The following is a 26,177-nucleotide window of genomic DNA, read 5'->3' on the forward strand; positions in this document are numbered from 1 at the left end:
GGTCGCCGGGTCGGCTTCCGCCGTGAACCGGTACCGCATCGGGCCCCGCAGGGCTCTGGTCGGGTGCGCGACCTGCGCACCAACGATCAATGGTAAGGCGTGAGGCCGCTCTCAACCAGGGCGGCCTCACACTTCACACGACTAGTCGCCGGGCGTGCTCTTGACGATGGACATCAGGAACTCGGCGTTCGTCTGGGTCTTCTTCAGCCGGTCGATGAGCAGCTCGATCGCCTGCTGCGGCTCCAGCGAGGACAGGACCCGGCGGAGCTTCAGCATGACCGCCTGCTCCTCGGGGCTCATCATGAGCTCGTCCTTGCGGGTGCTCGACTGGTGCACGTCGATCGCGGGCCAGGTGCGCTTCTCGGCGATCTTCCGGTCCAGCTTGAGCTCGGCGTTGCCGGTGCCCTTGAACTCCTCGAAGATGACCGTGTCGCCCATGGAGCCGGTCTCGACCAGCGCCGTGCCGATGATGGTCAGCGACCCGCCGTGCTCGATGTTCCGCGCGGCGCCCAGGAAGCGCTTCGGCGGGTAGAGCGCGGTCGAGTCGATGCCGCCGGACAGGATCCGGCCCGACGCGGGCGACGAGTTGTTGTACGCGCGGCCCAGGCGGGTGATCGAGTCGAGCAGCACGACCACGTCGTGGCCCAGCTCCACGAGGCGCTTCGCGCGCTCGATGGCGAGCTCGGCGACCGTGGTGTGGTCCGACGGCGGCCGGTCGAAGGTCGAGGCGATGACCTCGCCCTTCACCGAGCGCTGCATGTCGGTGACCTCTTCGGGGCGCTCGTCCGCGAGGACCACCATGAGGTGGCACTCGGGGTTGTTCGTGGTGATCGCGTTCGCGATCGCCTGGAGCACCATCGTCTTGCCGGCCTTCGGCGGGGAGACGATGAGGGCGCGCTGGCCCTTGCCGATCGGCGCCACCAGGTCGATGACCCGGGTGGTGAGCGCGTTCGGCTCGGTCTCCAGGCGCAGGCGCTCCTGCGGGTACAGCGGCGTGAGCTTGTAGAACTCGTCGCGCTTCTTCGCGTCGTCGGGGTTCATGCCGTTGACGGTGTCGAGGCGCACCAGCGGGTTGTACTTCTCGCGGCGCTGCTTGCCCTGGTTGCCGCCGTTGCCGCTGCCGGGCTCCTCGCCGCGGGTGGGCTTGACGGCGCCGGTGATGGCGTCGCCGCGGCGCAGCCGGTACTTGCGGACCTGCGACATCGAGACGTACACGTCGTCCGGCCCGGCCAGGTAGCCGGTGGTGCGGATGAACGCGTAGTTGTCGAGGATGTCGAGGATGCCGGCGACCGGGACGAGCAGCTCGTCGTTCTGGGCGCCGCCGCCACCGCCGCCCTGCTGGCCGCGCTCGTTCTCGTCGCGCCCGCCGCGCTGGCGGCGGTCGGAGCGGTCGCGGCGCTTGCGGCGGCGGCCTTCGCCGTCACCGTCGCGGGGACCGCGGTCGTCGTAGTCGTCCTCGCGCTCGTTGCGCTCGCTGCGGCGCTCGCGGGACTCGCTGCGGCCCTCGGGCTGCTCGTCGCGGCGGTCCTGGCGGCCGTTCTCGCGCCCGTTCTCACGGGTGCGGCGGCGGCGCTGCGGACGGTCCTCATCGGACTCGATGGTCGCGACGGACGAAGCGGTCTCGGCGGACCCGCCCTCGTCGTCCTGCAGCGTCGGCTGGTGCTCCTGGCGACGGCGCGGCTGCGGCGGGCCGGCCGGGCGGGTGGCCCGGCGAACGGCACTGCCGCCCTTGGCGTCGGCGCTCTCGGAGCCGTTGTCGCCCGGCGCGGTGTCGACAGTGGCCTGCGGACCCTCGGCGGTCGGTGATTGTTCGGAGTCAGGCACTGGCGGGGCCTCCTGTTCGGCGCTGGCACCGCCGGGCTGCGAGCCCGCATCCTGCCGTTCCTGGATGGCGGCGATCAGCTCGCTCTTGCGCATCCGGCCAACGCCGGTGATGCCGAGCGATTGCGCCATCTGCTGGAGCTCGGGCATCAGCAGTGAGGCCAGACCGGTTCCTGCCCGGCGGCGCTTCTTGGCCTCGGGGAGTTCCTCTCCCGAAGTCGGCGCCGCATCGCTCATCCGGTCCGACGTCGTGCCGGTGGTGTCGCTCAATGGATTCCTTCCCTGGCGGAACTTCGAATGGGATTCGAGGAGTTTCCGCGTCTTTCAAATAGCCGCAATGCCGATGTTCTGGTCTGCGTCCCGCCATCGCTTCGGCCGCCTCGGCCCGAGCGGGCGCGGCGGATGGAAGACGACGGTTGACACCGGGTGCAACACCCCTGGGCTGTCCGCTGGGCAGACGGTCCCGATCGAGGCGACGCCTCTGTGGGTTTGTGACCGGCGAGCTCGCGTTGAATGATCGTGCACGGTGAGACACGTGGCGCCGATCTCCGCTGATTGCGATCCATGCGGACAGCGACTGTTCCTTCGTCGAAACCGTGCCATGCCACGCTGGAGCTTTGCAAAGTCACAAATCCATGGTTGAGGGTGATGACCCAAACAAGAGATCAGGCGTGCGCTGGATGCGCCGCAGCTGTTGTGACTACAAGCATAAGCAAGGCTTCGAGCAGTCACGACACCGGGTGGTCGTCTAACTGGAATAGTAGCGCACCTTTGCCATTCCCAACAACGGACCCGAGGATCACTCGTTCGGAGCCGGTGCGACCTGCACTGCGCCGTCGGCGACGTCCAGGCGCCTCGCCTCGAAGCCTTCGGGGGCCTCGGGGACGTCGGCGCCGTCCACCGCCAGGGCGAGCACGGTCGGTCCCGCACCGGAGATCGCCGCGGCGATTCCGGCGGCACGCAGCTGTTCCAACAACCGGGTGCTCTCGGGCATTCCCGCGGCACGGAACCGCTGGTGGAGGCGGTCGTCGGTGGCCTCGAAGAGGCGCGAGGGGCGCACCGTCACCGCGGCCACGAGCAGCGCCGAACGCGAGAGGTTGTACACCGCGTCGGCGTATTCGACCGTGGCCGGGAGCGCGGCGCGGGCGACCGAGGTCAGGCCCTTCGCCCGCGGGATGTAGACCCACGGATGCAGGCGCGGCGACGGGTCGAGCGCGACCGCCTTCGCTCCGTCCTCTGTGGAGTAGGCGATGGTGAAGCCGCCGAGCAGGCACGGCGCGACGTTGTCGGGGTGGCCCTCGATGTCGCTGGCGAGCTTGAGCTTCTGGGCCCGCGTCAGGCCGGCCCCGGCGAGCGCGTCGGCGAGCATGATGCCGGCGACGATCGCCGCGGAGGAGGACCCGAGCCCGCGGGCGTGCGGAATCCTGTTGCGGCACTTGAGGTTCAGGCCCGGAGGCGTGAGGTCGAGCGACGCGAACGTGCGGATCATCGCGGAGGCGACGAGGTGGCGCTCGTCGACCGGGACGGTGCCCGCGCCCTCGCCTTCGACCTCGACGGTCACTTTGGTGCCGCTGGTGGCCTCGGCGGTGATCTCGTCCCACAGGTCGAGGGCGAGGCCGAGCGAGTCGAAGCCGGGGCCGAGGTTCGCGGAGGTGGCCGGGACGCGGACGGTCGCCCGCGGCCCGGTGGTGAGGGTGCCCAACTAGAGCCCCAGCGCTGTCGCGGTCTGCAGGACGTCCACGGGGACGGTCTGCGGCTGCGGCGCAGTGGAGACGGCCCAGTCGGGGTCCTTGAGGCCGTTGCCGGTGACGGTGCAGACGACGGTCTGGCCGGGTTCGAGCCAGCCCGCGGCGGCCTGCTTGAGCAGGCCCGCGACGGACGCGGCGGAGGCGAGTTCGACGAAGACGCCTTCGGAGCGGGCCAGGAGCATGTACGCGGCGTGGATCTCGCGGTCGGTGGCGGCGATGATGTCGCCGTTCGACTCGGCCTTGGCGTCGAGGGCCTTCGTCCACGACGCGGGGTTGCCGATGCGGATCGCGGTGGCGATGGTCTGCGGGTGCTCCACGACGCGGCCGTCGACGATCGGGGCCGACCCGGCGGCCTGGACGCCGAGCATTCGCGGGAGCTTCGTGGCCGCGCCCGCGGCGTGGTCCTCGTTGTACCCGAGCCAGTACGCGGTGATGTTGCCCGCGTTGCCGACCGGGAGGCAGTGGACGTCCGGGGCGTCGCCGAGGACCTGCACGACCTCGTACGCGGCGGTCTTCTGCCCGAGGATGCGGTTGTAGTTCAGGTGGTTGACGAGCGTGACCGGGTACTCGATGGCGAGCTTGTCGGCGATGCTCAGGCAGTCGTCGAAGTTCCCGTCGACCTGGAGGACCTTGGCGCCGTGGACGAGCGCCTGCGCGAGCTTGCCGAGCGCGATCTTCCCTGCCGGGATGAGCACCGCGCAGGTGATCCCGGCGCGGGCGGCGTAGGCCGCGGCCGACGCCGAGGTGTTGCCGGTGGAGGCGCAGATGACGGCCTTCGAGCCGTCTTCGACGGCCTTGGAGACCGCGAGGGTCATGCCGCGGTCCTTGAAGGACCCGGTCGGGTTGAGGCCCTCGATTTTGAGGTACACGTCGCAGCCGGTCTTCGCGGACAGGACGGGCGCGGGGAGCAGCGGCGTGCCGCCCTCCTGGAGGGTCACGACGGGCGTGGCCTCGGTGACGGGCAGGCGGTCGCGGAATTCCTCGATCAGGCCGCGCCAGCCAGGGCGCATAGAGCTGGACATTTCGCCCTTATTCTCCTTCGACGCGCATGACGCTGGTGACCTGGTGCACCGACGTCAGCTGCGACAGTTCTTCGACGGTGTCCGACAACTGCTTGTCGGCGGCCGTGTGGGTGACCACCACCAGCTGGGCGTCGTCGCCGCGGCCGGACTGGTGGACGGTGGCGAGGCTGACGCCGTGGTGGGCGAAGGTGGCCGCCACGCGGGCGAGCACGCCGGGCTCGTCCACTACGTCGAGGCTGACGTGGTAGCGGGTGCGGGCCTCGCCGATGGGTTTCACCGGCAGGTCCTGGTAGGCGGCCTCGGGCGGGAACGCGGTGATCCCGCCGCGCTTGTTGCGCGCCACGGCCACGATATCGCCGAGCACGGCCGACGCGGTCTCGGAGCCGCCCGCTCCCGCTCCGTAGAACATGAGGCGGCCCGCGGACTCGGCCTCGACGAACACGGCGTTGTACGCGCCGTTGACGTTCGCGAGCGGATGGCTCGCGGGGATCATCGCCGGGTGGACGCGCACGGACACGCCGTCGGCCTCCCGGGTGGCGATGCACAGCGGCTTGACGACGCGCCCTTCGGCGGCGGCCGACGCGATGTCGGCGGCGGTGACGTCGCGGATGCCCTCCCGGTAGACCTCGCCGAGGTCGATGTGGGTGTGGAACGCGAGCGAGGCGATGAGCGCGGCCTTCGCGGCGGCGTCGTAGTTGTCGACGTCCGCGGTCGGGTCCGCTTCGGCGTAGCCGAGCTCGGTGGCCTCGCCGAGGGCCTCCTCGAACGCCGCGCCGGTCTGCGACATGCTGCTGAGGATGTAGTTCGTGGTGCCGTTGACGATCCCCAGGACCCGGTTGATCGTGTCGCCGTGGAGCGACTCGCGCAGCGGGCGCATGAGCGGGATCGCCGCCGCGGCGGCGGCCTCGTAGTACAGGTCCGCGCCGCCGGACTTCGCGGCGGCCGCGAGGGCCGGGCCGTCCTCGGCGAGGAGGGCCTTGTTCGCGGTCACGACGGACTTGCCCTCGCCGAGGGCGGTGGTGATCCAGGTGCGGGCGGGCTCGATGCCCCCGGCGACCTCCACGACGATGTCGACGTCCTCGCGCTTGACGAGGCTCAGCGCGTCGTTGGTGAACAGCTCCTTGGGCACCGGCAGGTGCGAGCGGTCCCGGTCGAGGCGGCGCACGGCGATCCCGACGATCTCGACCGGCTCCCCCACCCGGGCCGCCAGCTCCTCCCCGCGCGTTCGCATGAGGCGCACGACTTCACTGCCGACGGTGCCGCATCCGAGTAGCGCGAGTTTCATCGCGAGTGTCCCTTCGTAGAGATTCGGTCCCACCCGTTATTGGGAGGAGGAGGTGCGTCAGGGGGCAATCTGACAAGGCTCGTGAGGAGCTAGTACATCAGCGGAGCTTGCGGAGCGCACTTGCGACGAGCGAGCCGCAGCTCAGATTGTTCCCTGGCGTGCCTCCTTGCCCAATAAGCCGACGTCGAGACGCAGTAGGTCGTCGACGGTCTCACGTGCCAGGATCACCCGGGCCTGGCCGTCGCGGACGGCCACCACCGGCGGGCGGGGCACGTGGTTGTAGTTCGAGCCCATGGAGCGGCAGTAGGCGCCGGTCCCCGGGACCGCGAGCAGGTCCCCCGGCCTGACGTCGGCCGGGAGGAATTCATCTTTAACAACAATGTCGCCGGATTCGCAATGCTTTCCCACAACGCGGGCGAGCGCCGGTGTGGCGGAGGACGAACGCGAGGCGAGCGTCGCCGAATAGGTGGCGTCGTAGAGCGCGGTCCGGATGTTGTCGCTGATGCCGCCGTCGACGGAGACGTACAGGCGCGAGGCCCCGCCCGAGAGCGTCACGGGCTTGACCGTGCCGACCTCGTAGAGGGTGAACATCGACGGCCCGATGAGGCTGCGGCCCGGCTCGATCGACAGGCGCGGGACGCTGATCCCCGCGGCCGCGCACTCGTCGTCGACGATCTTGCGCAGCGACGACGCGATGTCGGCGGGCGCCTGCGGGTCGTCCTGCGTCGTGTACGCCATGCCGAAGCCGCCGCCGAGGTCCAGCTCGCCGAGCACGACGCCGAAGTCGGCCTGGAGCTTCGCCTGGAGGCGGGCCACGCGCGCGGCCGAGACCTCGAACGCGGCGGTGTCGAAGATCTGCGACCCGATGTGCGAGTGCAGGCCCAGCAGGTTCAGGTGCTCGGCGGCGATGACGCGGCGCGCGGCCTCGTAGGCGACGCCGTCGGCGAGCGAGAACCCGAACTTCTGGTCCTCGTGCGCGGTGGCGATGAACTCGTGCGTGTGCGCCTCGACGCCCACGTTCACGCGGATCATCACGTTCGGGCGCTTGCCCAGCTCCCGCGCGATCGCTTCGAGCCGCTCGATCTCCTGGAACGAGTCGGCCACGATCCGGCCCACGCCGGTCTCCACGGCCTGGTGCAGCTCGGCGAGGGACTTGTTGTTGCCGTGCAGGCCCAGCCGGGCCGGGTCGAGCCCGGCCGCGAGCGCCACCGCGAGCTCGCCCGCGGTGCACACGTCGACGAACAGGCCCTCCTCGGCGGCCGCGCGGAGCACGGCCTTGGAGCAGAACGCCTTCGACGCGTAGAACACGTCGCAGTCGGCGAACGCCTCGGTCCAGGCCCGGCAGCGCGCCCGGAAGTCGTCCTCGTCGAACACGTACGCGGGCGTGCCGAACTCGGCCGCGAGCTTCTCCGCGGAGATCCCCCCGACGTGGACCACGCCGTCCTCGGCGCGCTCCACGTTCCGGGCCCACAGCTGCGGCAGCAGCGTGTTCACGTCCTCGGGCACGCCGAGCCACGACGGGCGCAGCGAGTCGAAGTCGCCGTGCAGCGCACCGGCTTCGTGCGTGCGCATTACATCCGCTCCGGGGCCGAGACGCCGAGCAGCGCGAGGGCGTTCGCGAGGACCGTGCGCGTCGCGTCGACGACCCACAGCCGGGCGCGGTTGAGGTCCGTGGGCTCCTCGTCGCCGACGGGCAGGACCCGGCAGTCGTGCTGGAACCGGTGATAGGCGCCCGCGAGCTCCTCGGCGTACCGGGCGACCCGGTGCGGCTCGCGCAGCTCGGCGGCGGTCGCGACCACCGACGGGAACTCCGCGAGGGCCTTGAGCAGGTCCGACTCGCGCTCGTGCGTGAGCACCGACGCGTCGTAGCTCTCGCCCTTGTCGACGCCGCGGTCGGCGGCGTTGCGCAGGACCCCGGCGATGCGGGCGTGCGCGTACTGCACGTAGTAGACCGGGTTGTCGCTGGAGTTGCGGGTCCACAGGTCGATGTCGAGGTCGATCGAGGAGTCCGCGGAGTAGCGCGCCAGCGCGTACCGGGCGGCGTCCACGCCGATCGCGGAGACGATGTCGTCGAGGCCGAGGACCGTGCCCGCGCGCTTGGACATCCGCAGCGGCTTGCCGTCGCGCAGGAGGTTGACGAGCTGGCCGATGAGGATTTCGAGCGTGCCCGGCTCGTCGCCGAAGGCCCGGCTCATGGCCTGCATGCGGCCGATGTAGCCGTGGTGGTCGGCGCCGAGCATGATGACGAGCTTGTCGAAGCCGCGCTCGCGCTTGTCGAGGTAGTAGGCGCAGTCGGCGGCGAAGTAGGTCCACTCGCCGTTCGACTTCTTCAGCGGCCGGTCCTTGTCGTCGCCGAAGGTGGTGGTGCGCAGCCAGAGCGCGCCTTCCGACTCGAAGATGTGGCCCTGCTTGTCGAGGCGCTCCACGGCGGCGTCGAGTTCGCCCTTGTCGTGGAGGTCCTTCTCGTTGAAGAAGACGTCGAAGTGGGTCCCGAAGTCGGCGAGGTCGGACTTGATCTCGGCGAACATGAGGTCGACCCCGGCGACCCGGAAGACCTCCTGCGGGTCGTCGGCGTCGAGCGCGTCGGGGTGCTGCTTGAGCACGTCGGCGGTGATGTCGGCGATGTAGGCGCCGCCGTAGCCGTTCTCGGGGGTCGGCTCGCCCTTGGCGCTGGCGAGGAGCGACGCGGAGAAGTTGTCGATCTGGGAGCCGGCGTCGTTGAAGTAGTACTCGGCGGTGACCTTCGCGCCGGAGGCGCGCATGACCCGGGCGAGGGCGTCGCCGACGGCGGCCCAGCGGACGGCGCCGATGTGGACGGGCCCGGTCGGGTTCGCGGAGACGAACTCCAGGTTGACGTTGTGTCCGGCCATGGACTCGTTGGCGCCGTAGGTGTCTCCGGCGGCGACGATCTTCCCGGCGATCTCGCCCGCGGCGGCGGCGTCGAGGGTGATGTTGAGGAAGCCGGGTCCGGCGATGTCGACCTTGGCGACACCGTCGGTGCTGGTCAAATTCTTGGCGATCTGCTCGGCGAGGGCGCGCGGGTTGGTGCCGGCCTTCTTCGCGGTCTGGAGCGCGATGTTGGAGGCGTAGTCGCCGTGCTTGGGGTCCCTGGGTCGCTCCACCGCCGTCGCGGCGGGCAGTACGGCGGCGTCGAGGTTCAGGGCCTCGAAGGCATCGCGCGTAGCGGACAGCACTTTCTCTGCGAGCGTCTCAGGAGTCACCCGGTAATCGTAGACTCCCGGCTTCTGGGCCTGCGAGTGATAAAGGCCCGTGTGGCCTGCACCGGTAGGTTGTCAGTGGCAACTCCGACGGAAGGCTCCGAACATGCGCACGCTTCGCACCCGCTGGACGGCACTCGCTCCCCTCTTCGCCTTGGCGGCCCTCGCCGCCTGCACTCCGGCCGCCGATTCGGGGGAGGACGGCGCGGCGGCCGGCGACGAGACCTCGCAGGAGGCGGCGCAGGGCGTCGCGATCGAGGGCGTGGAGTCGTTCTACGGGGAGTACGGCGACTACGTGACGGTGATGGCCGCGATCCAGGACGGCGAGGTCACCGCGGAGGACCTGGAGTACCCGTTCGTGGCGCAGCAGGAGCACGTGGACACGGCGACGGACTGGGACGGGCAGCCGCCGGTGTACGACCTGGTGCCCCCGGCGGGCGGGAACCACCTGAGCGTGTGGCAGACGTGCACCGGGTCGGTGTACGACGCGCCGCTGATCGACGGGCACGCGGTCCACTCGATGGAGCACGGCGCGGTGTGGCTGACGTACGACCCGGAACTGGTCGCGCCGGAGGCGGTCGACGCGCTGGCGCTGCTGATCCAGAACCGGGACTACTCGCTGATGAGCCCGTACCCGGGGCAGGGGCCTGCGGTGTCGCTCCAGTCGTGGGGCAACCGGTACCAGACCGACGACCCGGCGGACCCGGTGATCGAGGCGTACCTGGACGAGTTCATCCTCAACGACCGGTTCAACCCGGAGTCGATGGCGACCTGCGCAGGTGGGGTGAACACGACGGTCGAGTCGTAGCCGGACGGGCACGGGCCGCGCATAAGCCTCGTCTCTAAAGAAGGGTCGCGGCCCGACCAGGTAAGGTGGCCTACGCGAGTGGTGTTCATGCCGGGCCCTCCCCCGGTGCCGCTGGCTCAACCTGTCGTCGACGATAGAGGCACGCCCCGCGATATGGCTACCAAGAAGCAATCCGCCACCAAGAGCGCCGGCAAGGGCAGCACTGGCAAAGGCGACTCCGCCGAGGACCCGAAGGAGACTCCGGTGAAGGAGTCCGCCGGGTCCAAGGGCTCGTCCAAGGCCAAGACCTCGGGCAAGACCCCGGCCAAGGGCGCCGGGAAGACGCCCGCCAAGAGCTCCGGCAAGAGCGCCTTCGACACCTCCTCGAAGAACGCGAAGTCCGGACCCGGCCGCAAGGGCCGCGCGGTCCAGGTGAAGCAGCCGAAGCCGTGGGGCATGATCCTCACGTTCGCCGGCGTCGGCGTCGTCGCGCTCGGCCTCATCGGGGCCGCCGTGTTCGTCGTCTGGGACCGGAGCCAGCCGCCGGAAGGCGTCACCGACTACTACGGCGAGTACGCCAACTACTCGGAGGTCTCCAAGGCCCTCCAGGACGGCGACGTCACCGAAGAGGACCTGGAGCACCCGTGGGTGGTCCAGCAGACGCACGTCGACGGCGACGAGGACACCTCGAACGACAACCCCACGTACGAGACGACCCCGCCGACCGGCGGCAACCACCTCGGCGCGTGGCAGACCTGCACCGGCTCGGTGTACGCGGCCGCGATCGTCGACGGCAACGCCGTCCACTCCCTGGAGCACGGCGCGGTCTGGCTGACCTACGACCCGGCGCTGGTCGACGGCGACGGCATCGCGCAGCTCTCCGAGAAGATCAACGGCCGCGACTACACCCTCATGAGCCCCTACCCCGAGCAGGGCGTGGAAGTGTCGGTCCAGGCGTGGGGCGTCCAGTACCAGACGGACGACCTGAACGACCCGAAGATCGACGAGTTCCTGGACTACTACATCCAGAACGCCGACAACACGGCCGAGGCCAACGCGGCGTGCTCCGGCGGCGTCTCGACCACGGTCGAGGACGCCGGGCAGATGCCGACGGGCTGACCGCGGCGAACCTTTCGGGCCGACGCTCGTTAGGCATGACGAGGGCGCGGGCGCTCCGCGAGGGCGCCCGCCGAAGGAGGACGAATGAGCTTGTGGCGCAGGCCCGCACTGCTGATCGCGATCACCGCCGTGCTCATGCTCGCCGCGGGCGGCGCGGTCGGCTACGTGGTCGGCACGTCCTCGCCCGGCAACGACTCGGTCGAGGCCGGGTTCGCGCGCGACATGATCACGCACCACCAGCAGGCCGTCGACATGGCCATGTACGAGTGGCAGAACGGCTCCGACGAGACGATGAAGGCCGTCGCGTACGACATCGCCACCTCCCAGAGCGCCGAGATGGGCATGTACCGCTCCTGGCTGCGCCAGTGGGGCGTGCAGCTGTCCAGCGGCGAGCCGATGGCGTGGGCGGGCGAGGAGCACGCCCACGACTCCGAGGCCGCCGGGGGGCTCATGCCCGGCATGGCGACCGACGAGCAGCTCGCGGAGTTCAAGACCACCACGGGGACCGACGCGGACGTCATGTTCGCGAACCTGATGATCGACCACCACATCGGCGGCGTCGACATGGCGAAGGCCGCGCTGGACCTGACCGACGACGAGCTGGTCGCGGACGCGGCGCAGCGCACGATCACGGTGCAGCAGGCCGAGATCGAGAACCTCGAAGGCCACCGCGACCGGATCCTCTCGACCGTCGAGAACTAGGGAGTCCGCCGTGAGCGACAACTGGGGACCGCGATACGGCGACCCGGCGCACCCGACCACCGGGGAGCTGCCCCGGGTCGGCGACGGCCGCGGCACCGACGAGCTCAAGACCGTCCAGGTCGACACCGTCTCCGGCGCGCTCCCCCGCACGCGCGAGCCGTCCCGGCCGCGCTACTCCTGGGAGCGCCCCGACGACCACGGCCGCTTCACCGAGCCCTCGGCGCCCCGCGAGGAGCCCCGGGCGGGCGGCTGGTCGGTCCCGCGCGCGGGCCGCGACGGCTCGCCGCCGACCGACATGCAGTCCAACCGGTTCCGGTACTCCTGGGAGACCTCGCAGCCGCGCATGGAGCCCTCGCGGCCCCGCTCCGACGACACGACGCAGTTCGCGCGCGTCGGCGACGGCCTGCGGGGCGCGGTCGGGCCGGTGACCGTCCAGGTCGACCACGTCCGCATCGACGGCGGACTCACCTCCGGCGACACGCAGCTGCTCCCCACGTCGGCGTTCATGCGGCCCAAGCCCGAGGAGATCCCCGAGGCGTACGAGTCGCCCCAGCCCGAGCCGGGCACCGGCTCGATGCCCGCGATGCGCCACCAGATCGGCCCCGACTGGACCCAGACCCCGCTGCGGCTCCTCGCCGCCGCCGTCGTCGCCACCGCCGTCCTCGGCGCCTCCGCCGCGAGCCTCATCACGATCGGCAACTGGATCAACCCCTGACGGCCTGAAAATGTCGCACCCTTGCGGGAACATGGACATATGGCTACCTGGGACGACGTGGTCGAGATCGCGATGCGCTACCCCGAGGTCGAAGAGACCACCAGCTGGCAGACGCCCTCCCTCAAAGTGAAGGGCCGCTTCTTCGCCCGCCTCCGCACCGAGGCCGAAGGCGGCCTCGCGATCGTCTGCGACCCGAGCGAGAAAGCCGCCCTCCTCGCCTCCGCAGACCCGACCTACTACACCACCAAGCACTACGACGGCTACGCCATGATCCTCGTCGACCTCGCCAGGATCGAACTCCCCCGCCTCGCCGAACTCATCGAGGACGCCTGGCTCCTCAAGGCCCCCATCAGGGTCCACAAGGCGCACGAGGCGTCGCGGAACGACTCACCCGGCGCCGACGGGTGAGCACTCCGGGAACGCCGAGGGCCGCCCCACCCGTCCGGTCCGAACAGGAAGGGCCCGGCCGCATCGCGGCCGGGCCCTTCCTGAAGTCGAGCTGAGGGTCAGTCGAAGATCGCTTCGACGTCGTGTGCGCTGAACGCGCTGGTGAACCAGCGGTCCGCCTGGTCGGGATCAGTGCATGACAGGATCCGCTCTCGTGCCGCGTCGGGTACCTCGACCTTGCGGAGTTCGAGAAGTTCGAGCACGGCTTCGGCTTTGCCGAGCGCCTTCCCGCGCACCTCGCCGCGCGCCTCGCCCTTGAGCTCCAGCCTGCCGGCGGGGCTCTCCAGGTACTCCTGGTACGTCATGCTCATGTATTCCTCCAAGACGTTGCATGCTTCGGTCGAGAGAAGTTGCATCGCCCATCCAGCATACTGCTGGCGGTCGGACTCGGACAGCTCGTTGAGCCTCCGGCCGAGGCGGTGGGCGACCTGTTCGGCCTGCGGTCCTCCGCAGGCGGCTTTGAGGATCAGGATCTCGACCGCGCCTACGGCGCTCCGATCCTCGTTGATCTCCAGGAGCTCCTCCGGATTGATCACGTCCGGGAGCAGGGTGAAGCCGGGCGGCCCGACTTCGATGGGCCGCCGCGCCCAGTCCGCTGTCGCCTCATCGGTGCAGACTGCGAGCAGCCGCACCGGGCACTGGAGACGGGCGCGGAGGATCGTCACGTACATCGGCCAGCTGAACTGCTTCCGATTGTCCTGGTGCCGTTGGACTTCGATGATCACAGCGAAGACGGGCACCCCCGCCTCGCTGCGGAACACTGCCGCGTTGTCGCAGTTGAGTTCCAGGGGGTCATTGTTGGTGAGCGCCTCCGATTCGGACAGTGCGCTGGCATACGCGGGGATCGCGGCGCCGAGCGTCTTGACGAGCAGCTCGGCCGCGAGTTCCGGGCGAGCCTGGAACAGGCGGATGGGGACCTCATGCGAATGGGTGACCATGACATGAAACGTTATTGAGGTTCACCGCATGATTCGCGTTTCGACGCTCCGACACGCATGATGTTCAGAGTGAAGAGTGTCACCGTCAGTGACAACGGATTCGGGGCCAGTCGCTGCGCGACTGGCCCCGAATCTCTTGCGGTGCTTAGACGATGATGCCCGCGCCGACGGTGCGGTTGTCGGATTCGTCGATGATGATGAAGCCGCCGGTGGAGCGGTTGCGGCGGTAGTCGTCGCAGAGGAGCGGCTTCGTGGTGCGGAGCGTGACGCGGCCGATCTCGTTGAGCTTCAGCTCGTTCGCGGTTTCGTCGCGGTGGAGGGTGTTGACGTCGAGCTGGTACTGGACGTCCTTGACGACGGCGCGCGCGTCGGCCGTGGTGTGCTTGATGGCGTACTTGCCGCGCAGGCGCAGCGGCCGGGACTCGTCCATCCAGCAGACCATCGCCTCGATGTCCTGGGCGACGCGCGGCTGGTTGCCGGGGCGGCAGAGCATGTCGCCGCGGGAGACGTCGAGCTCGTCCTCCAGGCGGACCGTGACCGACAGGGGCGGGAACGCCTCGTCGAGGGTCCCGTCGGCGGTCTCGATCGACGCGATGCGGGAGGTGAAGCCGCTGGGCAGCACCATGACCTCGTCGCCGGGCTTCATGACGCCGGAGGCGATCTGGCCCGCGTAGCCGCGGTAGTCGTGGTTGTCGCTGGAGTGCGGCCGGATCACGTGCTGGACCGGGAAGCGCACGTCGACGAGGTTGCGGTCCGAGGCGATGTGGACCTTCTCCAGGTGGTGGAGGAGGCTCGGGCCCTGGAACCACGGCATGTTCTCGGAGCGGTGGACGACGTTGTCGCCCTTGAGCGCCGAGATCGGGACCACGGTGAGGTCGGGGACTTCGAGCTTCGTCGCGAACGCCTTGAACTCGTTCTCGATCTGCTTGAACACGGCCTCGTCGTAGTCCACGAGGTCCATCTTGTTGACGCACAGGACCATGTGCGGGACGCGCAGCAGCGAGCACAGGAACGCGTGCCGCCGCGACTGCTCCACCAGGCCCTTGCGGGCGTCCACGAGGATCAGCGCCAGGTCGGCGGTCGAGGCGCCGGTGACCATGTTCCGCGTGTACTGGATGTGCCCGGGGGTGTCCGCGATGATGAACTTCCGCTCGGGCGTGGAGAAGTAGCGGTACGCGACGTCGATGGTGATGCCCTGCTCGCGCTCCGAGCGCAGGCCGTCGGTGAGCAGCGCCAGGTCGGTGTACTCGTCGCCGCGGCCCGCGGAGACGGCCTCGACGGCGTCCCACTGGTCGTCGAACAGCGACTTCGAGTCGAACAGGAGCCGCCCGATGAGCGTGGACTTGCCGTCGTCGACCGAACCGGCCGTGGCGAAGCGCAGCAGCTCGTGCGTGTCCTCGCGCGAGGTCAGCGTGTCGGTCATCTAGAAGTACCCTTCCCGCTTGCGGTCTTCCATGGCCGCTTCAGAGGTCTTGTCGTCGCCGCGGGTCGCGCCGCGCTCGGTGACGCGGGTGACCTCGACCTCGGCGATGATCTCCTCGATCGTCGTCGCCTCGGAGCGGACCCCGGCGGTCAGGTTCGCGTCGCCGACGGTGCGGTAGCGGACGGTCTCCTTGAAGACGGTCTCGCCTTCGCGCACCTGGATGAACTCGTTGACCGCGTAGAGCATCCCGCCGCGGTCGACCACCTCGCGCTCGGACGCGAAGTACACCTCGGGCAGCGGGATCGACTCGGAGCCGATGTAGCGCCACACGTCGAGCTCGGTCCAGTTCGACAGCGGGAACACCCGGATCTGCTCGCCCGGGTGGACGCGCCCGTTGTACAGGTTCCACAGCTCGGGCCGCTGGTTCTTCGGGTCCCACTGGCCGAAGTCGTCGCGGAAGGAGAACACGCGCTCCTTGGCGCGGGCCTTCTCCTCGTCGCGGCGGGCCCCGCCGAACAGGGCGTCGAACTGGTACTTCTCGGCGGCCTCCAGGAGCACGGGCGTCTGGATGCGGTTGCGGGTGCCGTCCGGCGGCTCGGTGACCATGCCGCGGTCGATGGCGTCCTGCACGGACGCGACGATGAGCTGGACGCCGGTCTCGGCGACCCGGCGGTCGCGGTAGTCGATGACCTCCGCGAAGTTCTGGCCGGTGTCGACGTGCATGACCGGGAACGGGATCGGCGCGGGCGCGAACGCCTTCTGTGCCAGGTGCAGCATGACGATCGAGTCCTTGCCGCCCGAGAAGAGCAGCACGGGGCGCTGACAGGTGGCCGCGACCTCACGGAAGATGAAGATCGCCTCGGCCTCCAGCGCGGCGGTATGGCTGATTCGATAGTCGCTCACCGGCGCAGTGCTCCTCTCAGCTCGACCCCGGACGGGGTGTCGGTCGTTGTCTTGCGGCCCTTGCGGACCGGTGCGGTCAGTGCCCGTCGACGGCGGCGAGCAGCGGCTCGGCCAGGTCGGGGCGGCAGACCAGCAGGTCGGGAAGGTAGGGGTCGGCCTCGTTGTACCGCAGCGGAGCGCCGTCGATCCGCGTGGCGTGCCATCCGGAGGCCAGGGCCACCGCTACGGGCGCGGCGGAGTCCCACTCGAACTGGCCGCCGGCGTGGACGTACGCGTCGACTGTACCGGCGACCACGGCCATGACCTTGGCTCCGGCCGAGCCCATCGGCACGAGTTCCGCCCCGAGCGCGGCCTCCGCGGCCAGCGCCTGCGCGGGCGGGCGGGTCCGGGAGACGGCGATTCTGGGTTTCGCGGGCACCGCGGCGGGCACCGGGTAGACCTCGTCGGTGCGCAAGGTCACGCCCTGCGCGGGGAGGGCGACGGCCGCGGCGGTGAGGCCGAGGCCGCGCTGCCAGAGGGCGACGTGGACGGCCCAGTCGTCGCGGCCCTCCTCGGAGTACTCGCGGGTGCCGTCGAGGGGGTCGATGATCCACACGCGGTCGGCGCCGAGCCGCTCGGTGCCGACGCGGCCCGCCTCGCCCTTGCCCTCCTCGGAGAGCACGGCGTCGCCGGGGCGCTCCTCACTGAGGCGGCCGAGCAGGAAGTCGTTGGCGCGCAGGTCCCCCGCGGCCTTGAGCGCACGCGAGTCGGCGAAGCCGAGCTCGGCCCTGATCGCCAGCAGCAGCTCCCCGGCGCCGGTCGCGAGCGACGCGGCCAGGGCCGTGTCGTCTGGCGCCGCGGCCTGGGGCGTGGCGGTGGGGGCTCCGGTCTCTGACGCGGGGCCTGGGGCGTCGTGCATGCCGGTCAGTCTACGCTGCGGCCCTTCCGCGTCCAAATGCTGAGCGACCTCATCCCGCAAAATGGGAGGGATTCCCGGGTTCAATCGAACTCCAAACCATCGGTACCGAACTGTCGGACCCCTGCGCCATCGTTGACTCGGGGGCGCTTGCGCTCCGCCACACCCGACCGCGGGGGCGCCGTGCCCCGGCGATGTCGGACCCCCGCGCCATCGTTGAAGCCGGGGGCGCCTCAGCGGCGACACACCCGACCCCGGGGGCGCGGGGCCTAGTACGCGCCCTGCGGGCGCAGGATCGCGGTGACGGTGCGCAGGAGGATCACGAAGTCCAGCGAAAGCGTCCAGTGCTCGACGTACCGCAGGTCGAGGCGCACGGCCTCCTCCCACGGCAGGTCCGAGCGGCCCGAGACCTGCCACAGGCCCGTCATGCCGGGCTTGACGGCGAGGCGGCGGCGCATGTCCGACTCGTAGGCGGCGACCTCCACGGCGAGCGGCGGGCGCGGCCCGACCAGGCTCATGTCGCCGCGCAACACGTTGACCAGCTGCGGGAACTCGTCGATCGAGAAGCGCCGCAGGTACTTCCCCACGGTCGTGATGCGCGGGTCGTCCTTCATCTTGAACAGCACGCCGTCCGACTCGTTCAGGTGCGCGATCTCGGCGAGCCGCCGCTCCGCGTCGGTGTACATGGTGCGGAACTTCCAGATCGTGAACGGCTGCCCGTCCTTGCCGATGCGCTCCTGCTTGAACAGGGCCGGGCCCGGCGACGTACACCGGATGAGGAACGCGGCGCCGAGCAGCAGCGGTGACAGCATGAGCAGTAGAAATGCGGCCCCGAGCCGGTCCACGGCGTCCTTGGCCACGCGGCGCACCCCGGTGAGGCGCGCGTGGTCGAGGTGGAGCATCGGCAGGCCGTCGACGGGGCGTACGGTGGTGCGGTCGCCCGCGACGTCCACGAGCGCCGAGGCGACGATGAGGTCGACCTCGCTGCGCTCCAGCTTCCACGCGAGGCGCCGCAGCGCCTTCCCGTCGATCTCGGGGCAGGACAGGACGATCACGGTGTCGGCGCGCTCGGCCGCGACGGCCTCGGCGATCCGGTCGAAACTGCCGCGCACCCGGGTGTTGAACTCCAGCAGCGCGCCCCGCGGCCGCTCGGTCGGCAGGCACGCGGCGACGACGTTGAGCCCGTGGTAGTGCTCGCGCCGCAGCTGCACGATGAGCGCCGCGACGGAGGACTCGTGGCCGACCAGCACGACCCGCTTCATGCACCTGCCGGAGCGTCGCATCCGGTGCAGCCATTTGCGCCACGCGAACCGCGCGGTGATGGAGAACGCTGCGGCCGTGGGGATCGCGATGAGCACGAACACCCGCGAGGTCGGCACTTCGAGTCCATAGGAGACGATCGCGACGACGGCCGTGAGGCCGACCGCGGCGTGCACGACGCGCTGGTACTCCTCGGTGCCCACGAACAGGTACCGCTTCTCGAAGGCCCGCGAGAGCCCGAGCGCGGCGAGCCACACGGCGGGCAGGGCGATGAGCGCGAGCGCGTAGATGCGGGTGTGCCCGTCGAGGTGCCCGAAGCGGGCCGCGAACGCCAGGCCCGCACCGAGGATGCCCGCGGCGACGTCGGAGCCGATGATGCCCGCGAAGTACTTCCGCTGCCACGCGGGAGGGCCGCCGTAGGGCCGGGTCCCCTGAGGACTGATGGAGTAGACGCGCCCCCGCGCCTGCATGCCCTGGGTGCTCTCACGTGCCTCGGTAACCGTCACAACGGATCTAACGACCGAGTGGACGAAGAGTGACGGAATTGTCACGCTAAGGAGTACATGAGACTGGTCCACACGCGAGGAGGGTGGGGGAATCCACCTGAAAGTGGAAGCGGCGCAGGGAAAAGCTACGAAGGTGCGTTGATGACGTTCTGGGCCATCACGAAGCCCTTCTCGATGATCGCCTCGACCGCGTCCGCGGCGAGTTCGATGCCGAGGTCCACTTCGGGCCGTTCGGCTTTGGCGAAGTCCTTGAGGACGAAGTCGGCGGCGTCCTGGCGGCCGGGCGGGCGGCCGACGCCGAACCGGACCCGGGCGTAGTCCTTGGTGCCGAGGGACTTCGAGAGCGAGCGCAGGCCGTTGTGGCCGCCTTCGCCGCCGCCGCGCTTGATGCGGATCTCCCCGAACGGGATGTCGAGCTCGTCGTGGACGGCGATGACCGATTCGGCGGGGATCCCGTAGTACTGCGCGAGCGGGGCGACCGAGTCGCCCGAGAGGTTCATGTACGTCATGGGCTTGACGAGGATGACGCGAGGCCCGCCTACCCCCAGGCGGGCCTCGCAGACTTCGGCGCGGGCCTTGCGGGCCACGGCGAACGTGCCGCCGACGCGTCGGGCGAGGGCGTCGGCGACCATGAAACCGACATTGTGACGGTTCGCGGCGTACTTCGGCCCGGGGTTGCCCAGGCCGGCCACGAGCGTCGGGGTGTCGGTCATGAGTCGAATCTACTCCGCGGGGGCCTCGGCCTCGGCGGTCTCGCCCTCGGCCTCGGCGTCCGCGGCGGCCTCGGCGCGCGGCTCGGCGACCATGGCGACGGTCTGCTCGCCGTCGTTGAGGATGACGACGCCCTTGGGCACCGCGATCTCGGCGACGGTGCGCTGCGAGCCGATGGCCAGGCCTTCGAGGTCGACCTCGATGGCGTCGGGAATGGCGGTGGCCTCGGCCTCGATGTTCAGGCTGGTGAGCTCGTGGACGACCAGGCCGCCCTTCTCCACCTCGCCGGTGAAGTGGATCGGCACGTCGGTGGTGATGGTCTCGCCGCGGCGGACGATGAGCAGGTCGGCGTGGACGATCTCGTCGCGGAGCGGGTCGCGCTGGAGGTCCTTGGGGATCACCAGTTCGCGGGTGCCGTCGGTGACCTCGATCTGGATGAGCTGGTTCAGCCCGCCCTTGCGGAGGACGGCGGCGAATTCGAGTCCGGGAAGGGAAATGTGGCGCGGCTTCTCGCCGTGGCCGTAGACCACCGCGGGAACCTTTCCAGCCCTGCGCGTACGGCGGGCACCGCCCTTCCCGAAGTCAGTGCGAGGCTCTGCGCTGATACGAACTTCGGACACGGAAATACTCCCCTGTTTTTAGCAACGATTCATGCGGCGCTCGACGCTCACGTCGGCATTCAGAAGGGCACAGCAGCCCTGAAAAGACCTACGCCTTTGCGTCGATTACGGCGCCCTCTGGAGGACACCCTCGCCGTCGGCAACCCCACCAGAGTACTACGCGCGTCCGGTGGGGCTTGCCACGGGCGTCGATATGTGATTTAGGAGAGGCCGCCGAACAGGGTGGTGACGGAGCCGTCGTTGAAGACCTCCCAGATGGCCTTCGCGACGAGCGGGGCGATCGAGAGGGTGGTGATCTTCTCCAGGTCCTGCGCCTCCTTGGGGAGGGGCAGCGTGTTCGTGACGATGACTTCGGAGACGGGGGCGGCGGCGAGGCGCTCGACGGCGGGGCCGGACATGATCGCGTGCGTCGAGGCGATGACGATGTCCTCGACGCCGGACTTCGCGAGCATCTCGGCGGCGGAGCAGATCGTGCCCGCGGTGTCGATCATGTCGTCGATGAGCAGGCAGGTGCGGCCCTCGACGTCGCCGACGACCTTGTGCGCGACGACCTGGTTGGGCTTGAGCGGGTCGCGGGTCTTGTGCACGAACGCGATCGGGCAGCCGCCGAGGCGGTCGGACCAGCGCTCGGCGAGGCGCACGCGCCCGGTGTCGGGCGAGACGATCGCCATCGGGCGGTCGCCGTACTTCTCCTCGACGTACCGCGCGAGCGTGCCCATGGCGAACAGGTGGTCGACGGGGCCGTCGAAGAAGCCCTGGATCTGCGCGGTGTGCAGGTCGACGGTGAGGATGCGGTCGGCGCCGGCGGTCTTGAACAGGTCGGCGACCAGGCGCGCGGAGATGGGCTCGCGGCCGCGGTGCTTCTTGTCCTGGCGGGCGTACGGGTAGAACGGGAGGACGATCGTGATGCGCTTGGCGGAGCCGCGCTTGAGCGCGTCGATCATGATGAGGGTCTCCATGACCCACTCGTTGATCGGGGCGGGCATGGACTGGACGACGAAGGCGTCGCAGCCGCGCACGGACTCCTGGTAGCGGACGAACAGCTCGCCGTTGGCGAACGAGTACGCGCTCATCGGGGTCGGCGCGACCCCCAGGTGCTTGCCGATCTCCTCGGCCAGCTCCGGGTACGCGCGCCCGGAGAACAGCATGAGCATCTTGGAGTTGACAGCGGACATGCTCGCCATGACGTGGGCTCCCCCATAGGTCGTCTCACCAGAACCTCGACGGTTCCAGTGTCCCCGACCGGCCCGGTCGGCGGTAGCCGACCGGGGCGTTTAGTGTCGCGTCACGCTTCGGACACTCCCGCCTCACCTTTCGCTCGCCTTGCTGCTTTGTCGGAGACGGTTCCGGGGCGCTTCTTGGCGACCCAGTCCTCCAGCGCGGCCTGGCGGGCGCGGGCGACGGCGAGGTCGCCGGGCTCGACGTCCTTGACGATCGTGGACCCGGCGCCGACGTACGCGCCGTCGCCGACGGAGACCGGGGCGACGAGCGTGGTGTCGCAGCCGATGAACGCCCCTTCGCCGATCTCCGTGCGGTGCTTCTTGAGCCCGTCGTAGTTCGCGGTGATCACGCCGCAGCCGATGTTCGCGTCGGCGCCGACCGTGGCGTCGCCGAGGTAGGCGAGGTGGTTGGCCTTGGCTCCCGCGCCGATCTCGGCGTTCTTGGTCTCCACGAACGCGCCGACCTTGGCCCGCTCGGCGAGCTTCGAGGCCGGGCGCAGGTGCGCGAACGGGCCGACGTGCGCGCCCTCGCCGATGTGGGCCTGCACGGCGTGCGAGCGCACGACCTCGGCGCCCGCGCCGACGATCGTGTCGGTGAGCGTGGTGTCGGGGCCGATCTCGGCGCCGGAGTCGACGGCGGTGGCGCCCTTGAGCTGCACGCCGGGGCGGATGAGCACGTCGGGAGCGACCTTGACGGTGGCGTCGATCCAGGTGGTGGCCGGGTCGTCCATGGTGACGCCGGACTTCATCAGCTCGGTGTTGATGCGGCCCTGGAGGATTCGGCGCAGGTCGGCGAGCTGCGCGCGGTCGTTGCAGCCGAGGGTCTCGGTGGGGTCGTCGACGACGACGGCGCCGACGGTGTGCCCGGCCTCGCGCGCGAGCTCGATGATGTCGGTGAGGTAGTACTCGCCCTGGTCGTTCGCGGTGGAGAGGCGGTCGAGCTGCTCGCGCAGCACGTCGGCGTCGCACGCGAAGGTCCCGGAGTTGATCTCGCGGATGGCGAGCTCGGCGTGGTCGGCGTCGCGGTGCTCGACGTTGCGGAGCACGTTGCCCTCGTTGTCGCGCACGATGCGGCCCAGGCCGGTGGGGTCGTCGACGACGGCGGTGAGGACCGTGACGGCGTTGCCCTTCTTCTCGTGCACCTCGACGAGCTCGGCGATGGACGAGGAGCGCAGCAGCGGCGCGTCGCCGAAGGCGACCACGACGGTGCCCTTGAGGTCCGGGTTGGCGTCCATGGCGATGCGCACGGCGTGGCCGGTGCCCAGCTGCTGGTCCTGGAAGACCGTGTCGGCCTCGGGGGCGACCTCGGCGAGGTGGGCGCGGACCTGGTCGGCGGCGGCGCCGACGACCACGATCTGGCGCTCCGGCCGGATCGCCCGCACGCTGCGGAGGACGTGGCCGACCAGGGTGCGGCCGAGCACCTCGTGGAGGACCTTGGGTTTGGTGGACTTCATGCGGGTCCCCAGGCCGGCGGCCAGGATGATCGCAGAACGCTCACTGCTCATGATGGGCCATGGTAGTCGGTGGCGCCGACGTGAACGGCCCGGGCCGCCGGGCCGGCGAGTGGTCGCCCCATTACCGAATCGTTACGTGTGGAACACGTTCTCCACCCCGCCGCCTCTTGTGCGACTTGTGTCGCGCATCATATGTTGCAGTCAACAACAAATCTCGGAGGTACCTCTCATGCACTCCACCCGCATTCCGCTCCGACTCTCCGCCGCGCTGGGCGCGGCGGCCCTGACCCTGACCGCGGCCGCGTGCGGCTCCGGGGACGACGGCGCCGGGGGCGACGGCGACACCCCGCTCATCGGCGTCATCCTCCCCGACTCGGCCTCGTCCGACCGGTGGGAGACCGCCGACCGCAAGTACCTCGAAGAGGCGTTCGAGGCCGCCGGGGTCGACTACGACATCCAGAACGCCCAGGGCAGCCGCGAGGACTTCCAGACGATCGCCGACCAGATGCTCACCAACGGCGTGGACGTCCTCGTCACCGTGAACCTCGACTCGGGCACCGGCAAGACCGTGATCGAGAAGGCCAAGTCCCAGGGCGTGGCCACGATCGACTACGACCGCCTCACCGAGGACGGCGGCGCGGACTACTACGTCAGCTTCGACAACGAGCAGGTCGGCGTCCTCCAGGGCCAGGGCCTCGCCGCGTGCCTCGAAGGCGCTGCGGCCCCCTCCCTCATCGCCGAGCTGAACGGCTCCCCGACCGACAACAACGCGACCCTGTTCAAGAACGGCTACGACTCGGTCCTCGACCCGCTGTACGCCGACGGCACCTTCGAGAAGGGCCCCGACGAGTGGGTCCCCGACTGGGACAACGCCCAGGCCGGCACGCTGTTCGAGCAGATGCTCACCGACACCGGCGCCGAGATCGACGGGGTCCTGGCCGCCAACGACGGCCTCGCCCACGCGGTCATCACCGTCCTCCAGCGCAACAACCTGAACGGGACCGTCCCGGTCACCGGCCAGGACGCCACCGTCCAGGGGCTTCAGAACATCCTCACCGGCGACCAGTGCATGACCGTCTACAAGGCCGTCAAGCAGGAGGCCGACGCGGCCGCGGAGCTCGCGGTGGCCCTCGCGAACGGCGAGACGCCCGAGACCGAGGCGAGCGTGACCGACCCGATCAGCTCCGCGGAGGTCCCGTCGGTGCTCCTGGAGCCGGTCGCCATCACCATCGACAACATCCAGGACGTCGTCGACGACGGCTACGCCGACCCGGCCGAGCTGTGCGCCGGCGACTATGCGGCCCTGTGCACCGAGCACGGGATCGGTTAAAGGAGAAGAATACGGTGCTGCTCGAACTCACCGGCATCTCGAAGCGCTTCGGACCGGTGGAGGTCCTCTCCGACGTCGATCTCGCGATCGGCGCCGGAGAGGTCTGCGCCCTGGTCGGCGACAACGGCGCAGGGAAGTCCACTCTGGTCAAATGCGTGGCCGGGATCCACAGCGTCGACGGCGGCGAGGTCCGCGTCGACGGCGAGGTCCGGACCATCTCCAGCCCGCGCGACGCCGCCGGGCTCGGGATCGAGGTCGTCTACCAGGACCTCGCGCTGTGCGACAACCTCGACGTGGTCGAGAACCTCTTCCTCGGGCGCGAGAAGCGCCGGGGCATCGTCCTCGACGACGACGCCATGGAGCAGCTCGCCGCCGAGACCCTCTCCTCGCTGGCCGTGCGCACCATCCGCAACCTCCGCCAGCCCGTCGCGAGCCTCTCGGGCGGGCAGCGCCAGACCGTCGCCATCGCCAAGGCGGTCCTGTGGAACTCCCGGCTCGTCATCCTCGACGAGCCCACGGCCGCGCTCGGCGTGGCCCAGACCCGCCAGGTGCTCGAACTGATCCGGCGCCTCGCCGACCAGGGCCTGGCCGTCCTCTACATCTCCCACAACCTCAACGACGTGTTCGCCGTGGCCGACCGGATCGCCGCGCTCTACCTGGGGCGCATGGCCGCCGTCCTCGACGCGGCCGACACCACGCAGTCGCAGGTCGTCGAGCTCATCACCAGCGGCCGCTCCGGCCAGCTCGGCCTCACCGACCAGAACGGAGCCCGGCCGTGACCACTCCTGTGCTTCCGAACGACGCGGAGGCCGCCGCGCCTCCCGCCGAGCCCGGCGCGGCCCGCGCCGTCGTCGACCACGCGCGGTCCTACTGGGCGAACGTGCGCTCCGGCGAGGTCGGGGCCCTCCCGGCCGTCGCCGGGATCATCGCCCTGTGCGTGTTCTTCGGGCTCTCCAAGCCCGTGTTCCTGTCCGTGGGGAACCTCGCGAACCTGTTCGGGCAGGGCGCGGCCGTCGCGTGCATCGCGATGGGCCTGGTGTTCGTGCTCATCCTCGGCGAGATCGACCTGTCCGCGGGCTTCGCGTCGGGCGTGTGCGCCGCCGTGATGGCCGTGATCCTCACCGACTGGGGCGTGCACTGGACGATCGCCATCGGGGCGGCCCTCGCCACCGGCGTCGTCATCGGACTCGTCCTCGGCACGCTCGTCGTCAAGCTCGGCATCCCGTCGTTCGTGGTCACGCTCGCGGCGTTCCTCGCGTTCCAGGGGATCGTCCTGATGATCCTCGACGAGGGCAGCAACATCTCCATCAACGACGAGACCGTCAAGACCATCGCGGGCGGGAACCTGGAGCGGTGGCAGGGCTGGGCGCTCCTGGCCGTGACCGTGGCCGCCTACGGCGCCATCCAGATCCAGCGGTGGCGGCGGCGCATCGCGCGGTCGCTCGTGCACGAGCCGCTCGCGGTGGTGCTCGCCCGCATCGGGGCCCTCGCGGCGCTGCTCGCCGCGGGCGTGTTCCTGCTCAACCTGGAGCGCTCGGCGAACCCGCAGATCATCTCCCTCACCGGCGTGCCCGTCGTCGTGGTGATCCTCGGCGGACTGTTCGCGGTGTGGACGTTCGTCCTGCACCGCACCAGGTTCGGACGCCACCTGTACGCCGTCGGCGGCAACCCCGAGGCCGCGGTGCGCGCCGGGGTGAACGTCGACCGCGTCCGGATCGCGGCGTTCGTCATCTGCTCGGGGATGGCCGCGGTCGGCGGCGTCGTGGCCGCCTCCCGCGCGGCCTCGGTGGACCCGAACACCGGAGGGTCCAATGTGCTGCTGCTTTCCGTGGGGGCGGCGGTGATCGGCGGTGCTAGCCTCTTCGGAGGCAAGGGCACGGTGCGGGCTGCCCTCCTGGGAGGAGCGGTGGTGGCGATCATCAACAACGGCATGGGGCTCATGGGCCTCAGCGCCGGGGTGCGGTTCGGCGTCACCGGTGCGGTCCTGCTCCTCGCGGCGGGCGTCGACGCCATGTCGCGGGGCCGGGGCAAGCTCTTCGGCAGGAACTGACCG

General features: G+C 70.1%; 23 protein-coding genes. 8 read left to right on the plus strand and 15 right to left on the minus strand.

The window, feature by feature from the left end; all coding sequences use genetic code 11:
* Positions 1 to 141 precede the first annotated feature (141 nt).
* The 6 genes from rho to argS form a co-directional block, all read right to left on the minus strand.
* Positions 142 to 2,091 (minus strand): transcription termination factor Rho, encoded by a 1,950-nt coding sequence (gene rho / locus B0I28_RS16550; RefSeq protein WP_106364950.1) that lies wholly within the window; start codon positions 2,089 to 2,091, stop codon positions 142 to 144.
* Between the two features lie 529 nt (positions 2,092 to 2,620).
* Entirely contained in the window at positions 2,621 to 3,523 is a 903-nt protein-coding gene (gene thrB / locus B0I28_RS16555) for a homoserine kinase (protein ID WP_106364951.1), read from the minus strand.
* Positions 3,524 to 4,591, minus strand: coding sequence for a threonine synthase (gene thrC, locus B0I28_RS16560; RefSeq protein WP_245889009.1), 1,068 nt, complete (start codon positions 4,589 to 4,591; stop codon positions 3,524 to 3,526).
* Between the two features lie 7 nt (positions 4,592 to 4,598).
* Positions 4,599 to 5,876 carry a homoserine dehydrogenase gene (locus B0I28_RS16565; protein WP_106364953.1) on the minus strand — a complete coding sequence of 426 codons (1,278 nt, stop codon included), beginning with the start codon at positions 5,874 to 5,876 and terminating at the stop codon, positions 4,599 to 4,601.
* 141 nt (positions 5,877 to 6,017) lie between these two features.
* Positions 6,018 to 7,448, minus strand: coding sequence for a diaminopimelate decarboxylase (gene lysA / locus B0I28_RS16570; RefSeq protein ID WP_106364954.1), 1,431 nt, complete (start codon positions 7,446 to 7,448; stop codon positions 6,018 to 6,020).
* Positions 7,448 to 9,097 carry an arginine--tRNA ligase gene (argS, locus tag B0I28_RS16575; RefSeq protein WP_106364955.1) on the minus strand — a complete coding sequence of 550 codons (1,650 nt, stop codon included), beginning with the start codon at positions 9,095 to 9,097 and terminating at the stop codon, positions 7,448 to 7,450. The genes lysA and argS overlap by 1 nt, the downstream gene beginning before the upstream one ends.
* A 103-nt stretch (positions 9,098 to 9,200) precedes the next feature.
* Between argS and B0I28_RS16580 the strand changes: the two genes are divergently transcribed.
* From B0I28_RS16580 to B0I28_RS16600, 5 genes are all read left to right on the plus strand, one after another.
* Positions 9,201 to 9,902: a thioredoxin-like domain-containing protein gene (locus tag B0I28_RS16580; protein WP_245889010.1), complete on the plus strand. Its 702-nt coding sequence runs from the start codon at positions 9,201 to 9,203 to the stop codon at positions 9,900 to 9,902.
* 153 nt (positions 9,903 to 10,055) lie between these two features.
* Positions 10,056 to 11,000, plus strand: a complete 945-nt coding sequence (locus B0I28_RS16585; protein WP_106364956.1) for a DUF3105 domain-containing protein — start codon at positions 10,056 to 10,058, stop codon at positions 10,998 to 11,000.
* A gap of 84 nt (positions 11,001 to 11,084) precedes the next feature.
* Entirely contained in the window at positions 11,085 to 11,702 is a 618-nt protein-coding gene (locus B0I28_RS16590) for a DUF305 domain-containing protein (RefSeq protein WP_106364957.1), read from the plus strand.
* Positions 11,703 to 11,712: 10 nt separating this feature from the next.
* The gene (locus B0I28_RS16595; protein ID WP_106364958.1) at positions 11,713 to 12,417 is read left to right on the plus strand and encodes a hypothetical protein; all 705 of its coding nucleotides are present in this window, start codon (positions 11,713 to 11,715) and stop codon (positions 12,415 to 12,417) included.
* A 39-nt stretch (positions 12,418 to 12,456) separates the two neighbouring features.
* Entirely contained in the window at positions 12,457 to 12,825 is a 369-nt protein-coding gene (locus B0I28_RS16600) for an MmcQ/YjbR family DNA-binding protein (RefSeq protein ID WP_106364959.1), read from the plus strand.
* A gap of 98 nt (positions 12,826 to 12,923) precedes the next feature.
* Here B0I28_RS16600 and B0I28_RS16605 read toward each other — a convergent pair whose 3' ends face one another.
* From B0I28_RS16605 to glmU, 9 genes are all read right to left on the minus strand, one after another.
* Positions 12,924 to 13,802, minus strand: a complete 879-nt coding sequence (locus tag B0I28_RS16605; protein WP_106364960.1) for a hypothetical protein — start codon at positions 13,800 to 13,802, stop codon at positions 12,924 to 12,926.
* Positions 13,803 to 13,947: 145 nt separating this feature from the next.
* Positions 13,948 to 15,225, minus strand: a complete 1,278-nt coding sequence (gene cysN / locus B0I28_RS16610; protein WP_106364961.1) for a sulfate adenylyltransferase subunit CysN — start codon at positions 15,223 to 15,225, stop codon at positions 13,948 to 13,950.
* The gene (gene cysD, locus B0I28_RS16615; RefSeq protein ID WP_106364962.1) at positions 15,226 to 16,128 is read right to left on the minus strand and encodes a sulfate adenylyltransferase subunit CysD; all 903 of its coding nucleotides are present in this window, start codon (positions 16,126 to 16,128) and stop codon (positions 15,226 to 15,228) included.
* Between the two features lie 76 nt (positions 16,129 to 16,204).
* Positions 16,205 to 17,026 (minus strand): 3'(2'),5'-bisphosphate nucleotidase CysQ, encoded by an 822-nt coding sequence (locus B0I28_RS16620; protein ID WP_106364963.1) that lies wholly within the window; start codon positions 17,024 to 17,026, stop codon positions 16,205 to 16,207.
* Positions 17,027 to 17,292: 266 nt separating this feature from the next.
* A complete protein-coding gene (locus tag B0I28_RS16625) occupies positions 17,293 to 18,753 on the minus strand; it encodes a sugar transferase (protein ID WP_106364964.1) in 1,461 nt (486 codons plus the stop codon).
* A 161-nt stretch (positions 18,754 to 18,914) separates the two neighbouring features.
* Positions 18,915 to 19,502 (minus strand): aminoacyl-tRNA hydrolase, encoded by a 588-nt coding sequence (gene pth / locus B0I28_RS16630; protein WP_106364965.1) that lies wholly within the window; start codon positions 19,500 to 19,502, stop codon positions 18,915 to 18,917.
* A gap of 9 nt (positions 19,503 to 19,511) precedes the next feature.
* The gene (locus tag B0I28_RS16635) at positions 19,512 to 20,120 is read right to left on the minus strand and encodes a 50S ribosomal protein L25/general stress protein Ctc (protein ID WP_106364966.1); all 609 of its coding nucleotides are present in this window, start codon (positions 20,118 to 20,120) and stop codon (positions 19,512 to 19,514) included.
* Between the two features lie 200 nt (positions 20,121 to 20,320).
* A complete protein-coding gene (locus B0I28_RS16640) occupies positions 20,321 to 21,304 on the minus strand; it encodes a ribose-phosphate diphosphokinase (protein ID WP_106364967.1) in 984 nt (327 codons plus the stop codon).
* A gap of 101 nt (positions 21,305 to 21,405) precedes the next feature.
* Positions 21,406 to 22,845 (minus strand): bifunctional UDP-N-acetylglucosamine diphosphorylase/glucosamine-1-phosphate N-acetyltransferase GlmU, encoded by a 1,440-nt coding sequence (gene glmU, locus B0I28_RS16645; protein WP_106364968.1) that lies wholly within the window; start codon positions 22,843 to 22,845, stop codon positions 21,406 to 21,408.
* Positions 22,846 to 23,023: 178 nt separating this feature from the next.
* On the opposite strand from glmU, the gene B0I28_RS16650 reads away from it, so the two are divergent.
* From B0I28_RS16650 to B0I28_RS16660, 3 genes are read left to right on the plus strand one after another with little or no spacing between them, the layout of a single operon-like run.
* Positions 23,024 to 24,124, plus strand: a complete 1,101-nt coding sequence (locus B0I28_RS16650; protein WP_106364969.1) for a sugar ABC transporter substrate-binding protein — start codon at positions 23,024 to 23,026, stop codon at positions 24,122 to 24,124.
* A gap of 14 nt (positions 24,125 to 24,138) precedes the next feature.
* On the plus strand, positions 24,139 to 24,903 hold the full coding sequence (locus tag B0I28_RS16655) for an ATP-binding cassette domain-containing protein (RefSeq protein ID WP_245889011.1): 765 nt from the start codon (positions 24,139 to 24,141) through the stop codon (positions 24,901 to 24,903).
* Entirely contained in the window at positions 24,900 to 26,174 is a 1,275-nt protein-coding gene (locus B0I28_RS16660) for a sugar ABC transporter permease (RefSeq protein WP_106364971.1), read from the plus strand. Before B0I28_RS16655 ends, B0I28_RS16660 begins: the two co-directional genes overlap by 4 nt.
* Positions 26,175 to 26,177: the final 3 nt, after the last annotated feature.

The organism is Glycomyces artemisiae, assembly GCF_003002955.1.
GTDB classification, from domain to species: Bacteria; Actinomycetota; Actinomycetes; order Mycobacteriales; family Micromonosporaceae; genus Glycomyces; species Glycomyces artemisiae.